This window comes from Staphylococcus sp. FSL W8-0305 (assembly GCF_037966415.1).
Taxonomy (GTDB): Bacteria; Bacillota; Bacilli; order Staphylococcales; family Staphylococcaceae; genus Staphylococcus; species Staphylococcus aureus.
Genome location: NZ_CP150198.1, coordinates 2,311,532 through 2,327,063, shown reverse-complemented (window position 1 = coordinate 2,327,063; position 15,532 = coordinate 2,311,532). Strand labels below are relative to the sequence as shown.

At 34.0% G+C, this 15,532-nt stretch carries 12 protein-coding genes and 2 pseudogenes; 3 read left to right on the top strand and 11 right to left on the bottom strand.

The window, feature by feature from the left end:
- Positions 1-107 precede the first annotated feature (107 nt).
- Positions 108-1,607, top strand: coding sequence for a serine hydrolase domain-containing protein (locus NST10_RS11235; RefSeq protein WP_000208581.1), 1,500 nt, complete (start codon positions 108-110; stop codon positions 1,605-1,607).
- A 106-nt stretch (positions 1,608-1,713) separates the two neighbouring features.
- Here the strand turns inward: NST10_RS11235 and NST10_RS11230 are convergent, their stop codons facing one another.
- From NST10_RS11230 to NST10_RS11185, 10 genes and pseudogenes are all read right to left on the bottom strand, one after another.
- Positions 1,714-2,565: an NAD(P)-dependent oxidoreductase gene (locus tag NST10_RS11230; protein ID WP_000034506.1), complete on the bottom strand. Its 852-nt coding sequence runs from the start codon at positions 2,563-2,565 to the stop codon at positions 1,714-1,716.
- A 321-nt stretch (positions 2,566-2,886) separates the two neighbouring features.
- Positions 2,887-3,822 carry a 2-dehydropantoate 2-reductase gene (locus NST10_RS11225; protein ID WP_000684046.1) on the bottom strand — a complete coding sequence of 312 codons (936 nt, stop codon included), beginning with the start codon at positions 3,820-3,822 and terminating at the stop codon, positions 2,887-2,889.
- A gap of 225 nt (positions 3,823-4,047) precedes the next feature.
- Positions 4,048-5,448: an MFS transporter gene (locus tag NST10_RS11220; protein ID WP_000381275.1), complete on the bottom strand. Its 1,401-nt coding sequence runs from the start codon at positions 5,446-5,448 to the stop codon at positions 4,048-4,050.
- Positions 5,449-5,741: 293 nt separating this feature from the next.
- Entirely contained in the window at positions 5,742-6,437 is a 696-nt protein-coding gene (locus tag NST10_RS11215; protein WP_000398941.1) for an ABC transporter permease, read from the bottom strand.
- Positions 6,437-7,378, bottom strand: a complete 942-nt coding sequence (locus NST10_RS11210; protein WP_000721558.1) for an osmoprotectant ABC transporter substrate-binding protein — start codon at positions 7,376-7,378, stop codon at positions 6,437-6,439. Before NST10_RS11210 ends, NST10_RS11215 begins: the two co-directional genes overlap by 1 nt.
- A 16-nt stretch (positions 7,379-7,394) precedes the next feature.
- Positions 7,395-8,030, bottom strand: coding sequence for an ABC transporter permease (locus NST10_RS11205; protein ID WP_000569116.1), 636 nt, complete (start codon positions 8,028-8,030; stop codon positions 7,395-7,397).
- Positions 8,027-9,253, bottom strand: coding sequence for an ABC transporter ATP-binding protein (locus tag NST10_RS11200; protein WP_000948990.1), 1,227 nt, complete (start codon positions 9,251-9,253; stop codon positions 8,027-8,029). The genes NST10_RS11205 and NST10_RS11200 overlap by 4 nt, the downstream gene beginning before the upstream one ends.
- 365 nt (positions 9,254-9,618) lie before the next feature.
- Positions 9,619-9,699: pseudogene (locus NST10_RS11195) on the bottom strand (hypothetical protein); the annotation flags it as partial.
- 79 nt (positions 9,700-9,778) lie between these two features.
- Positions 9,779-9,888, bottom strand: a pseudogene (locus NST10_RS11190) (hypothetical protein).
- A 34-nt stretch (positions 9,889-9,922) separates the two neighbouring features.
- Complete coding sequence (locus NST10_RS11185; RefSeq protein ID WP_001291513.1) at positions 9,923-10,522, bottom strand: YdeI family protein; 600 nt, start codon at positions 10,520-10,522, stop codon at positions 9,923-9,925.
- A gap of 180 nt (positions 10,523-10,702) precedes the next feature.
- Between NST10_RS11185 and NST10_RS11180 the strand changes: the two genes are divergently transcribed.
- Both NST10_RS11180 and NST10_RS11175 read left to right on the top strand, forming a co-directional pair.
- Complete coding sequence (locus NST10_RS11180; protein ID WP_000588571.1) at positions 10,703-12,340, top strand: APC family permease; 1,638 nt, start codon at positions 10,703-10,705, stop codon at positions 12,338-12,340.
- A 306-nt stretch (positions 12,341-12,646) separates the two neighbouring features.
- Positions 12,647-13,999, top strand: coding sequence for a carboxylesterase/lipase family protein (locus NST10_RS11175; protein ID WP_000700902.1), 1,353 nt, complete (start codon positions 12,647-12,649; stop codon positions 13,997-13,999).
- Between the two features lie 61 nt (positions 14,000-14,060).
- Here the strand turns inward: NST10_RS11175 and NST10_RS11170 are convergent, their stop codons facing one another.
- Positions 14,061-15,248, bottom strand: a complete 1,188-nt coding sequence (locus NST10_RS11170; protein WP_000026190.1) for an MFS transporter — start codon at positions 15,246-15,248, stop codon at positions 14,061-14,063.
- Positions 15,249-15,532: the final 284 nt, after the last annotated feature.

The following is a 15,532-nucleotide window of genomic DNA, read 5'->3' as shown; positions in this document are numbered from 1 at the left end:
AATAATGGTAAATATACCTCTTTAATTAATTTATTCAATAGAACTGGTATAATAAAATAAATCTCATTAGGCACTTAAGTAAATTTAACATATAAAAAGGAACGTTTATGACTACTAAAAAACTGTATTTTCTATCCATTTCTATTATCATTTTAGTCGCCATTTCAATTGCTATATATATAACATTAAATAGCAATACGAAGACACGGTTAACCAATGATTCGCAACAACAAATAGATACAATTATCGAACATGATTTACAAAAGGGACATATTCCTGGAGCATCAATTTTAATAGTAAAAAATGGCAAAGTTTTTTTAAATAAAGGTTATGGTTATCAAGATGTTGATAAAAAAGTCAAAGCTTCTCCCACAACAAAGTATGAAATTGCTTCTAATACGAAAGCTTTCACAGGTCTTGCAATTTTAAAATTAGCTCAAGAAGGTCGATTAAACTTAAATGATGACGTATCCAAACATGTGCCTCATTTTAAAATGAACTATAATGGTCAAAATGAAACTATTACGATTAAGCAACTTTTGGCTCAAACAAGTGGTATACCTAGTGATATTACAAGCGAAGACTCCGTAACAAATAAAAATAATCGTTTAAATGATGTAACCCGTGCAATTATGGGTGATGAATTACATCATAAGCCCGGAGAAGAATTTGAATACTCAAATATGAACTATGATTTATTAGGTTTAATTATCCAAAACGTTACGAAGCAATCCTATACAAAATATATTACAAATTCATGGCTCAAGCCTTTGCATATGACACATACATCATTCAAACAAAACAATAACAAATCAAAACATGATGCTATTGGCTACGAATTACAAGGTTCGACACCTGTCGTCTCTAAACCTGAATTTAACCTTTGGGATACACCATCAGCATATATGATGACATCAACTGAAGATTTGGAACATTGGATAAAATTCCAACTTAATCCACCTGATAAATACAAATCATTAGTTCAACAATCACATAAAAATTTATCATCAACAATTGGTGAACCTAATGCCAATGCATATGCTTCCGGCTGGTTTACTAATAATGATGAACATTTAGTGTTTCATTCAGGAACGCTCGATAACTTTTCATCATTTATTTTACTAAATCCAAAACAAAATTATGGAATTGTTGTGCTTGCAAATCTAAATTCGGAATATGTACCCAAATTAGTTGAGCATCTTAACACACAAATTGTAAATCACAAGCGATATTCGACAGTTGCGTCTATGCTCAATCAATATAAAGATCAATTTAATATTGTTACCGTTTTGATGACAACACTTATTTTATTAGCATTTATATTCTCAGCTTATCGTGCTTGGCAAATGCGTCACGGGAAAATCATCCTGCGCAAATCAAAACTTACCACATTTTTAAGTTGGCTAACTTTATGTTTATGTATCGCTATAGCACTCATATTATATGCATTACCATATCTCATTCTCGGTAGCAATAACTGGTCTTTTGTACTGACTTGGCTGCCAATAGAAATTAAATTAACGTTAACTACAGCATTTATTGCATTATTCAGTATGTTAATTACACTTCTGTTAATATTACATACAACGACAATTAAGAAACCATAAAAAAGACTTGTTCAATCGCACATCAATCCGAAACATACATATTTATGTATGAGGATTAGCGATTTGAACAAGTCTTCATTATTAACATGCTATATGCAGAAACCGATTATTTAATTGGATTCATGCCATCTTTCCAAGTTTTATAAATCAGAGTACCACCTTGCGCTTTAAACTTCTCATTGCTTACGCCACGTTCAAATGGTTGCGCAGGTTGAATATCAATATTTGGTTCAACACCAAGTTGTTCTTTATACCATTCTGCAAATTCAGAACCTTTAACAGGTGCATCATCTGCTACATTATAGATACCATTTTCAAAATGAATAGCTTGAATAGATGTTTCAACTGCATCATCAAGATGCACAAATGATGTTACGCCATCTGAAAGTGTCACTTGACCATCCATAAATTGATTATAAATCATGCCATCTTTTCCGTACCAAGTACCTGGACCATATAACCAGCCAAAACGTAAAACAACGTATTCATCCATACGGGCCGTTTCTTCTTCTAGACCAACCACACCATCAACCGTTACTTTTCTATCTCCAGTTGAGTTAAAATCAAGTGAAGTTTCCTCATTTGCTAATCCTTCGCCCGGTTCATACATAAAGGCAATACTTTGGGCAATTACTTTCTTAACATCATGCTTTTTCGCCGCATCAATTAAGTTTTTAGAACCTTCAATACGTACTTTCGTATTTGCTGCCATATCAACATTTTTTAAATCCGTAATTTGGTTGATAATGATTTCTGGTTTAAAATCTGCTAACGCTTGATCAATGGTATCAGCTTTTAATATATCACCAATATATGCTTTTACATTAACAGCAGCTAGCTTTTGTTGACCATTCTCAGATGTAGTAAAACCAGCAACCTCATGCCCCTCTTCTTTTAGTCTTTGAACTAATTTAATGCCAATAAGGCCCGTTGCACCAGTTACAAAAATTTTACTCATTATAAACACCTTTTCTCTATTTGTCTTTTAATATAATTACTTGCTTGATGAGTGTACAAAATTCACGTAAGACTTCCAAATGATTTGCCTCAATTTTTTTCAAAGTGTCGTCGTAAAAACTGTCTAGCAAATGCTAGTAGTATGTCGTAGACCTATGACAAATCTGAATTATGACGAAGACCAATCAAGAAAAACAGCACCAAGATCATTTCAATTTGAAAGTACTTTACTGCTGTTCTTTATTTATTACATTTCAATTTTAATAATGACCGTAATATCACGTGATTGTCATTTCCTTGCAATCACACCTAAAAACACTAATTAATCCTGTGCATGTCGCTGACTTTCTTTAGTATGAATTAAATCAGTAATAAAGCGATTGACTGGTGCTTCAATATGACGTTGTTTACCTAATGTTGCAACTGCGCCATTAATATAATCAATTTCAGTCTTTCTATTATTAACAATTAAATCTTGATACATGGATGGATAATGCGCACCAACTTTTTCATTTAAATCAACTAAATATTCAAATACTTCATCAACATTTAAATGAACATTATCAATCGTCGCTACATGCACTATTTCTTGCGTTAATTTATAAATCAAACACTTCGCATAACTACTTTCATTCAGTGATGCCATATTACACTCCAACACTGTGCTTAATGCATTTGCCGTACCATTAACACAAATCTTTTTCCAAATCGATTGGTATAAATCTTTACTAATGACACCATTCAATTCCGCTTCGTTAAGTAAATCAGCAACTTTTATAACATTTTCTTTACCTTCATCAACTAGTTCACCTATTTCAACTGGTCCACTACCAAGTAAATGACTGTGTCCAGGGCTTTCAAGACCTGCCGTCCAAGTCGTAACACCTCTGACAATTTGTGATTGAGCAACATACTGCGCAATGATTTCTTCATGCTTCAAACCATTCATCGTACATACGACAATCGTTTCATTATCAATATGTGGCTTCATAGCTTCCATCACTTCTTTTAATTGCATAGACTTTGGAAATAGAAAGACAACATCGTAAATGCTTTCGTCCGGTTGATCATTAAAATGATACATTGGAATGTTTAACTCGAATGCCTCTCCATTAATCGTTATATTTAATCCATGTTGCTTAACCGCTTCAACATGAGATGTATATCCGTCAATAAGTGTGACATCATATCCTGCTTGAAATAGTTTGGCACCAAAGCCACTACCTAATGCACCCGATCCAGCAATTGCAATTTTCATCCTATAAACCCCTCTTCATCGTTGTTGTTCATTTTTAAAATACTACTTTCGCATATTAGCGTCAATTTGAAAATCATTCGCTTAATATACACACAGCTTTTATCGTCTATAAAAGAACACACCTAACATTAAACGTCAATACGCAACATTAAGTGTGTATGATAAACTTACTTTCACAAAATTTCCTTTAAAATCCCTACATAATAACTTGCTTTCATTTCAGTTTTACAAATTCGTTTGATTTTTAGGAACTAATAGTAAAATGACTAAAAATGCAACAATTGCTAGCAAGGCATTAAACATCATACCTGTGAAACCACCTAAGTTCAAATTTAAATTAGCTGCTAACACAGTATAAACCGTACCAGATACTGCTACTCCAAATGCATTTCCTAATGATGACGCCATTTTATATACGCCTGAAGCAACACCCGACTTATCATCTGGCGCACTAGCAACTGCTGTATCAGTTGATGGTGTAGCATATAATCCTAAACCAGTACCAAACAATAAATATCCAACTATACTAGATACGATATACCACATTTCTGGTAAAAATGTTAACGACAATAAGATTAACCCAATCACTGTAAAGCCACTTCCTAGTAATAGTGGGCGTTTCGGACCATGTTGAGATAAAATCTTTTCACCTACACGAATCATAGACAACACTGCTATTAAATACGTTAATGAAATATAACCCGTTTGCGAAGAATTAAATCCTAATTGTTGTTGATAATACGTGTTAATGACGATAAGTGCACCACCTGCTACACCATTTAATAAGAAGTTTGAAATAGTTGCACCACTGTATCCTCTATTTTTAAAAATTGAAAAATCAACGAGTGGGTGCTTTATTTTATTTTCGTAATATACAAAACCAACTAATGAACAGATAAACACTACAATTAAACCTAGAATTAACGGTGAAACTAAACCAAAATGGGACGTCTGTGTAATGATTACATTTAAACTTAACATTGTCACTACTAAAATGACTAACCCGATAACGTCAAACTTTTTAGCTTCTGCTTTCATACCTTTGATTGGTTCTGCTTTAGTCTCAGGTGCATGTTTGATTAAGTACATTGCTAATAATGTTAATAGAATTGAAACAACAAATATTGAACGCCAACCTATATATGTAGCCACTAAGCCACCAAACAACGTACAAATACCACTACCACCCCAAGAACCAATAGACCAATAGCTTAAGGCACGTTGTCTTCTTGTACCAATATAATATTCGTTAATAATAGCAAGTGTGGATGGCATAATACATGCTGCAGACAAACCTTGAATTATTCTACCTATAATTAAAAATGCTGGCAAAGGTGTAATAATGATGAGTAATGAACCTACAACATTTAATATCAATCCTACATAAGTAATTTTGACGCGACCAAATTTATCAGCAACATCACCAGCACCTACGATAAACAAACCAGCAAATAAGGCAGATAAGCTAACAGCGATATTTATCGTTCCAACGTCACTACTATATGTTGATTGTAATGGGACAACAAGATTAACAAGTGACTGCGCGAATAGCCAGAAGGTAATAACCCCTAAAACGATACCTAAAAGCAATCGGTTGTCACCTCTAAATTGTTTTGATGTGTCCATGAATTAGATAAGCCTCCTATGTTTAAGAAAAACAAATTTTTAATATGATATATTAAGAAACAATATCATAAATTTGCAGAAAATTATAAATAAAACATCTCATTTTTTAGTATTTTTATAATAATCAACGCTTTTTATCCAAAAACTTTCATGATAATAATTTCTATTTTAGTGTAAACGCATACAAACACAACCTATAAAAAGGCTACTCAAAGATTATTTGATCTCCTTGAGTAGCCTCATTTTTTATAAATCATGAAACGGAATCGCTAAATTATAAACATCTTCTACTATTACATATTAATACTTTGCGGCCGATGATTAGATTGATTTTTACGATGTCGTGTCGTTGGGTCTAATCGTTTTTCTAAAAATCTTAATAGTACATCAATGACGATTGCAATGATAGCAATCGGAATCGCACCTGCTAAAATAAACGTTGTGCCATCCGTCGCATTTGTACCACGAATCACAATGTCACCAAGCGTAGGTGCTCCTATAAATGATCCAACGGCAACAACACCTATCGCAACAACCAAGGCAATACGAATGCCACCGATAATAACCGAAACAGATAACGGTAATTCAATCATTCGTAGCACTTGATTGCGTGTCATTCCCATACCTTTGCCAGCATCCTTAATATTCGCATCAACACTAGCTATACCAGTATAAGTGTTTTTTATAATTGGAAGTAACGCATATAAAAACACTGTTAAAACTACTGTTTCTGAGCCTAAGCCCATGACTAACATTAAAATAGCTAACATTGCAATGACTGGAACTGTTTGAATTATATTTGCAATTGTAATTACAAATCCAGAAAGTTTTGTGTATCTTGCAAGCAAGATTCCCAATGGAATACCAATTAAAGCTGCAAACAGCACACCATAGACAGACATTAATAAGTGTTTGAAAAATAAGTCCCATAGATAGCCAAAGTTCGTAACATAATAATTGAATAATTGCTGTAATAAATTACCTTCCATTACTTATGACCACCTTTCTGTTTATCAAAATAGTGGTGTTTTTTCAAAAATTCTTCTGCGACGACAGCAGGTTCTTTACCTTTACCATCCGCTTCATAATTCAAGCGCTGCATCTCTGAAGTTGAAATCTTTCCTGTCAACTTATTAATCGTCGTTTTAAGTTCTGGGTGTTGGCGTAATAATTCATTTGTTGCAACAGCACTCGCAGCATAAGGTGGGAAAAATTGTTTATCATCTTTAAGTACTTTCAAATCATACGCGGCAATTCGACCATCTGTAGAATAACCTAATGCAACGTCTAACTTCTCTGAGTTTAATGCGTCGTAGACTAGACCTATTTGCATTGGTCTCACTGTACCAAAGTCAAAACCATACTCTTTTTTAAATCCTTCATAGCCATCGCCTTTACGATTCATCCATGAACTATCCATACCTAAACGTAAATCTTTACTATGCTTTGCTAAATCTGAAACTGTCTCTAAATGATATTTTTTAGCAGTTTCCTTCGTTACCATGAATGCATACGTATTCGCAAAACCATACGAATTGAAAAATGTTTGATCAAATTTCTTTTTAAATCCTTGTTGTGTGGCTATCATTGCTTTCTTAGGATCTTTAATTGGTGCTTCCTTCAAAACTCCCGTTAAATCTGTGCCATTATATCTAACACCTGATATATTAGCATCCCCATTAATTAAGGCATTATGTTGAATCGTACTTGACCCTAAATTATTTACTAATGTTGGCTTTATCTTGCCATGTGTATCATGCTCTATTAACAACCGTAACATATGTGAAATAATTTGCGATTCGCTTGTTGATAATGCTGTAATTTTGACATCATTTTTCGTGCTCTTACTACCTAGTCCGGGCAAACTACATCCAGATAATACGGTAAGCGATAAGACAAGCACGACAAGTATATATTTAATTTTCTTCATTATCTTAGCCTCCTAATTATCCAGATACTTTTAAGCCTTTGGGAACTACCCATTTTTCAACTAAAGCTAATAAGGCATCAACACCTAATGCTAGTGCAGTAACGAGTACCGTTGCAGTTACAATCATCAGTGGATCATATAAATTTAAACCATTGAAAATGAAATCACCTAATCCACCCGCACCTACATAACTTGCAAGTGTAGCCCAACTAATTACATACACAGACGACAAGCGAATACCGCCTAGTATAAGCGGTAAGGCTAACGGCAATTCAACATCCTTCATCAATTGAAATTGTGTCATTCCCATACTTTTTCCAGCTTCTTTAATGTTACTATCAATATTTTGAACGCCGAGTACCGTGTTATTTAAAATAGGTAATAATACATAAATAAATAGCGCTACAATTGCAGGCGTTTTACCAACACCAAAAATCGGTATCATAATAGCAAGTACAGCTAGTGTTGGAATAGTTTGTAAGACACCTGCCACAGTTAATATAATATTGGCAGTTCGCTTTGTTTTTGATAATAAAATGCCTATAGGTACTGCAACAATGATGGCAAGTAATAATGCCACTATAGAAATATAGAAATGTTCCAGTGTTTTCGACATCAACTGTCCACCATGTTCATGTAGGAACTCGATCATGATTTATCATCTCCTATGTCACGTACTTTGACATTAGTAGTGTGTTGCTCATGCACTTTTGAGGACGCAGTGTCTTCCCCCACATATTCTGCTTGCACTGTATCCTCACTATCGCCCCAAATCGTGTCATATACAATATCAACAACATTGGCACGCGTAATCAGTCCTACTAAACGCTGTTGATCATCTACGACAGGTACATTCCTAACGTTTCTTTTTAAAATCGTACGTACAGAATCTTGTAACTTAGAATCAATTTGAACGGTATAAATATGTTGTTGCATGGTTTCTCGTAAACTTTTGTGTCCACGTATACCCTGATTTATATCTTCAATATCTAAGAATCCTAGTAAATGGTTATCCCTATCTACTACAAAAATAGTATCAACACGTTTTTGTCTCATAATATGAACGGCGTCATTCAGTGTTGCTTCTGCTTGTATCGTGATTGGTTTAATCATTACACCTTCTACAGTCTTGTCATTGGGACGGTCTTGAATCAGTCTATTTTGTCCTATAAAATCACGTACAAAATCATTTGCGGGATGTCTTAAAATATTGTCCGGTGTATCAAATTGCACCACCTTACCTTCTGACATAATACAAATTTTGTCTGCTAATTTAATCGCTTCATCCATATCATGTGTTACAAAGATAAACGTCTTGCCTAATTTTCGTTGTAACGTTTTAACTAAATCTTGTAACGTATCTCTCGTAATAGGATCCAATGCTCCAAAAGGTTCATCCATTAAAATAATATCTTGTTCGGCCGCAAGTGCTCTTACGACACCGATACGTTGTTGTTGCCCACCTGATAGTTCTGCTGGATAACGCTCTAAAAATGACTCCGGTAAATCCACAAGTTTAATTAATTCCTTTGCACGTTTATCCTTTTCTTCTTTAGTCCATTTCAACAATTTGGGTACCAACACAATATTCTCTTTAATCGTCATATGAGTCATTAAGCCAATTTGTTGAATAACATAGCCAATATTTCTACGTAATTCGACAGGATTCATACTCCGAACGTCTTTACCATCAATTTCAATTTGTCCTTCTGTCGCTTCAATCATACGGTTTATCATTCTTAAAGCAGTCGTTTTGCCACTTCCACTGGTTCCAATAAATGCGATAAATTCCCCAGACTGAATATCTAAAGAGATGTCATCTACTGCCTTTTTATTACCAGAATAGATTTTCGTTAAATGCTTAATACTTAACATAATCATTTCTCCTTCCTCATAAAAAATATGACGAATGATACGCATAAAATAAAAAGACCATCATCGCAATTGTTAAACAAATAGAGTCATAAGTTAAACAAGTACACATCATGGTCTTGATTATGTAGAATTTTATATTTTTCATCTGTAATGTGAATACTTAACAGTAAACGGCGCTATGTATGTTGAATTTCTACCGATTACTTTGTTTGCACATTCGTATATTCGACATTTAAAACTAACATACTCTATATGATGTTATTAAACATTATCATTTTATCTTTTGCAACTAAATAGATAACTCATATTTTTCAAAAGCGAATTTATTATCGCTCAATTGGTTGTTTTATAGCAAAAAAGTGTCAAAAATGTGAAATATTATTGCAAAAGTCGAATTTTTGTAATAATGCACACGCATCCATTGTTACAGGCGGACAAACGCCCACCCGCCACTCACAAAGTCCTCCTTATATTTCAATATCTTCATCATTCATTGTAGACACCCTTGCCTTATGCTAACAGTTCCTACTCCCAAGCCTGTAACGGAATTCCACCGTCAAAGTGTTGCCCATGATAGGCACACCTAAAAAACAACCAACAGCATGAGCCATTGGTTGTTTCGTGTCATCTTGTATGTTGTTGTATAACCGGTATGCTTTTACTCATTAATTACTTATCATGCATCCCTTTACCTTCTAGTATTTGGTTAATATACTTTTCAACACGCTTTTGTCTTGTTTCACTGCGTTTAGCTTGTCCAATGTGATAAATGTATTGATGCTGTCTGCCTGGTGTCAATTTATAAAATGACGACTCTAGCTGTGGCATTTCTTCGAACTTAGCTTCTAACTCTTTAGGAATAACATATTCCTCTGTTTTCTTCATTTCAACTTTTTTACCAGCTTTTTCAGCTTTAATTGCTTCAGCAATATAGTATTTAATTTCTTCTCGACGTGCTTGAATCTCTTCTAGATTTTCAAATCGTAACTGACGAGCTGCTTGCACCTTTTCAGTCTGTTGAATGAGTGTATGATATTTATCCTCCAAAATGGCACCTTTATGAAATAATAGTGCAACATAATTTTTGAAGCCATGGATAAGTACTACATTTTTATTATTCAACGTGTAACAAGGATGCATCCATTTATACGCTTCCTCTAATTCTGTTTCATTAAAGATTAACGCTCTCAAATATTTATATTCTTCTTGCCATTGACTCTCTTTATTTAAAAATGCCTCAACTTGTTCATTCGATTGTTTCTCACTCATAGTCATCACTTCCATTTTATTTTTCAATACACATTGTATTATATATCCTAATTTTATAAAAAACTAATTTTACAAATGCTTTTGCATTCTTACAAAAAATGCATTTGACTATTATTATAATAAGCGTATAATTTTTCGCATACTATTTTTTGAATTTTCGGCAATAACGAAGGAGTATTTATGATTAAAGACAAGCAATTGCACAACGAAAAAATCAATCTATCCCAATTAGTCTTATTAGGGTTAGGCTCTTTAATAGGATCTGGTTGGCTATTTGGTGCGTGGGAAGCATCATCAATAGCTGGACCAGCAGCAATCATATCATGGGTTCTTGGATTCCTAGTCATTGGAACCATTGCCTATAACTACATTGAAATCGGCACAATGTTTCCTCAATCAGGTGGCATGAGTAACTATGCCCAGTATACACATGGCTCATTATTAGGCTTTATTGCTGCTTGGGCGAATTGGGTGTCTTTGGTGACAATAATACCTATCGAAGCTGTGTCAGCTGTTCAATATATGAGTTCTTGGCCGTGGCATTGGGCGAAACCAATGAAACATTTAATGGAAAATGGCTCTATTAGCACATACGGATTGCTAGCTGTATATCTCATCATTGTTATTTTTTCTTTATTAAACTATTGGTCCGTAAAACTTTTAACATCATTTACGAGTTTAATTTCTGTATTTAAATTAGGCGTACCCATGTTAACCATCATCATGTTAATGTTATCAGGATTCGACACTTCAAATTACGGCCATTCAGCAAGCACATTTATGCCTTACGGAAGTGCACCGATTTTTGCTGCAACAACAGCATCAGGGATTATTTTTTCATTCAATTCATTCCAGACAATTATTAATATGGGTTCAGAAATTAAAAATCCTGAAAAAAATATCGCAAGAGGCATCGCTATTTCACTGTCAATCAGTGCAGTGTTGTACATCATTTTACAAAGTACGTTTATCACTTCTATGCCTCAATCAATGTTACAACATAGTGGATGGAATGGCATCAACTTCAATTCACCATTTGCTGATTTAGCTATCTTATTAGGAATTAATTGGCTCGCAATTTTACTATATATTGAAGCTTTTGTATCACCATTCGGTACTGGCGTCTCATTTGTCGCCGTTACAGGTCGAGTTTTACGAGCAATGGAGAAAAATGGACATATCCCTAAATTTCTTGGGAAGATGAACGAAAAATATCATATTCCACGTGTAGCAATCATCTTTAATGCCATCATTAGTATGATTATGGTTACGTTATTTAGAGATTGGGGTACGCTAGCAGCAGTTATTTCTACTGCAACTTTAGTAGCCTATTTAACTGGCCCAACGACAGTGATTGCATTAAGAAAAATGGGACCAACAATGACTCGTCCATTTAGAGCAAAAATTTTAAAAGTAATGGCACCATTATCATTTGTATTAGCTTCATTAGCTATATATTGGGCAATGTGGCCAACAACGGCTGAAGTAATTTTAATCATTATACTTGGCTTACCAATCTACTTCTTCTATGAATATCGTATGAATTGGCGTAATACAAAGAAACAAATTGGTGGTAGCTTATGGATTATTGTATATTTAATCGTGCTATCAATACTGTCATTTATAGGAAGCAAAGAATTTAAAGGCTTAAATATGATTCACTATCCATTTGACTTTATCGTTATTATTATTGTGGCGCTTATCTTCTATTACATCGGTACAACGAGTTCATTTGAAAGCGTCTATTTCCGTCGCGCAACACGAATCAATACAAAGATGCGCGAGTCACTAAATAATGAATCAAAGTCATCTTATTAAATATTTTAAAATGCAGTGCCATATATGATTTCAACACACACATTAACCAACCATTGATTTCAACATCTTGGTTGGTTTTTTATTTTGAAAATGGGTTATAAATAACTAACATAACAAGATAGCGAGAGTGATATTGTAATGAAATGTCACTGTAGAAGAACATCATATAATGCTGAAAATGGTTTGAGTTAAAACAGATATCAAGCTCGTCTGATTCAGCCACAAAATTGTCTTGTTATACTTGTCACCTATCATCCATAGACCGTGGTATGATTAAATTGGGGATGATAAAGGAGGTTAATAAATATGAAGATTAATACTACAGGTGGTCAAATTCATGGTATTACACAAGATGGTTTAGATATCTTCTTAGGCATTCCTTATGCAGAACCACCAGTTCATGACAATCGCTTTAAACATTCTACGTTAAAAACACAATGGTCAGAGCCAATTGATGCAACTGAAATACAACCCATCCCACCGCAACCAGACAACAAATTAGAAGATTTTTTCTCCTCACAATCTGCAACTTTTACTGAACATGAAGACTGTTTATATTTAAATATTTGGAAACAACATAATGATCAGTCGAAGAAACCTGTCATCATTTATTTTTATGGTGGTAGTTTTGAAAATGGTCATGGTACAGCCGAACTCTATCAACCGGCACATTTAGTACAAAATAACGACATTATCGTTATTACATGCAATTATCGTTTAGGCGCATTAGGATATTTAGACTGGTCATATTTTAATAAAGGTTTTCATTCCAATAATGGACTTTCAGATCAAATCAATGTCATAAAATGGGTGCATCAATTTATTGAATCCTTCGGTGGCGACGCTAATAACATTACTTTAATGGGTCAGTCTGCAGGCAGTATGAGCATTTGGACTTTACTTAAAATACCTGACATTGAGCCATACTTCCATAAAGTCGTTTTGCTAAGTGGCGCACTACGATTAGACACCCTTGAGAGTGCACGCAATAAAGCACAACATTTCCAAAAATTGATGCTCGATTATTTAGATACAGATGATGTTACGTCATTATCGACAGATGATATTCTTATGCTGATGGCGAAGCTAAAACAATCTCGAGGACCTTCTAAAGGGCTTGATTTAATATATGCGCCTATTAAAACAGATTATATACAAAATAATTATCCAACAACGAAACCAATTTTTGCATGTTATACAAAAGATGAAGGCGATATTTATATTACTAGTGAACAAAAAAAATTATCGCCGCAACGCTTTATCGACATTATGGAATTAAATGATATTCCTTTAAAATACGAAGATGTTCAGACGGCGAAGCAACAATCTTTAGCGATTACACATTGTTATTTCAAACAGCCGATGAAGCAATTTTTACAACAACTCAATATACAAGATTCAAACGCACAACTATGGCTTGCTGAATTTGCATGGCATGATACTTCTAGTGCACACTATCGCAGTGCTTACCATATTCTAGATATGGTATTTTGGTTCGGAAACTTACAAATATTAGCAGCACATCAATATCCAACAACTGCTCACCTTAAATTTTTAAGTCGACAAATGCAAAATGATTTAGCTAATTTTGCTAAAAGCGGTAAAATGCCTTGGCCGATGTATCATAATGAACGTCGCTATTATCGCACATATCAATAACGTTATCGCATCTAAAAAAGCACACCTGAATTTGATAGCAGGCGTGCTTTTCATATGAGAATTATGATGATTTAAATGTTTTAGCATAATGATTATTTTTCAATGTGAAAACAACGATTAATCCTAATGAGCCAATGATGGCACTCGTATACGTGATAGCTTGAACAGAAACATGTGTCATGACCAAGCCTCCAATAATGCCTCCAACACCAATACCAGCGTTTAAACTAGACATGTTCCAACTCATTACTTGGCTTGTGTCGCCTTCAACATGTTGAATCACACCGCTTTGCACTGCTGGATTAGTACTCCATTGCATGATATTCCAAATAAATAGTCCTGCTAACAATAGACCTGAACCAGGTAAGATCAAATTCATAAGTAACATCATCACGATAAAAATAGAAACAGAAATCATTAACCAACGCTTACTTGTAATTTTATCAGAGAATATACCACCTAATGATGTTCCAATAACGCCAGCGATTCCATTTACTAGAAGTGCTAATGAAACGAATGACATATCATGACCATTAGATAAAATAAGTGGATTTATAAAGACGAATGTCACTGAGTTTGCAATCAATACTAAAAACGTAATAATTAAATATTTTGCTACTTCAGCAGGTCTTAATATTTTCGAAGTAACATGATTTTCATGAGATGGTGCCTCATGATTCACAGGGCCTCGTTGTATTTCCTGATCCTTCGGTAAATAGATCATCATTAAGAAGCCAACAATAATACTCACAATAATTAAGAATAGAAATGTATAGCGCCAACCTACTAAATCGCCGATAACCGTTCCAATTGGTACACCAAAAACATTGGCACCACTAAACCCTGTATAGACAAGTCCAATCATTTTGCCACGATTTTTAGGTGCTGATAACATCGCTGTAATAGCTAATACTTTTACGATAATTAGTGCTGCTGCTGCAGATGAGATAATTCTACCAACTACTAATATTGAAAAATTTGGCGCTACAGCAATAATGCCATTACCAATGATAAATATAAGTAATGTCCATAATAATACAGGCCTTGATGAAAAACGGTTCGTTAATTTAACAAGAATAGGTCCACATATCGCAAATGTTAAAGCGTACATTGTCACTAATTGACCAACGACAGCTTCTGATACATGTAAGTCCTGACTCATCAAGTTCATAATTCCTGCAACCATCATTTCAACCATTCCTACGATAAAAATACTTAAAATGAATGTAAATAGTCGCATGATTGACATTTTAAAACTCCTTTCAACAAAATTTCCGATATTCATTTCCCTTAGAATAACGATTTATTAAAAAATGTGTGCAACACAATTTTATATATAACCGTTCTATTATATAATATTTTGCTTTAATTTTCTGTGCTTAATTGGAAAATTATTGAAATTGTTTTTCAGTATTTGAAAAATTAACACAAGTATGTCATTTAATAATTATGTATAATTACTTCAGTTTCAACAATGACTCCAAAAAAGCACGCACGCTTTATATGTCAGAACATATAACTGACTACAAAGTA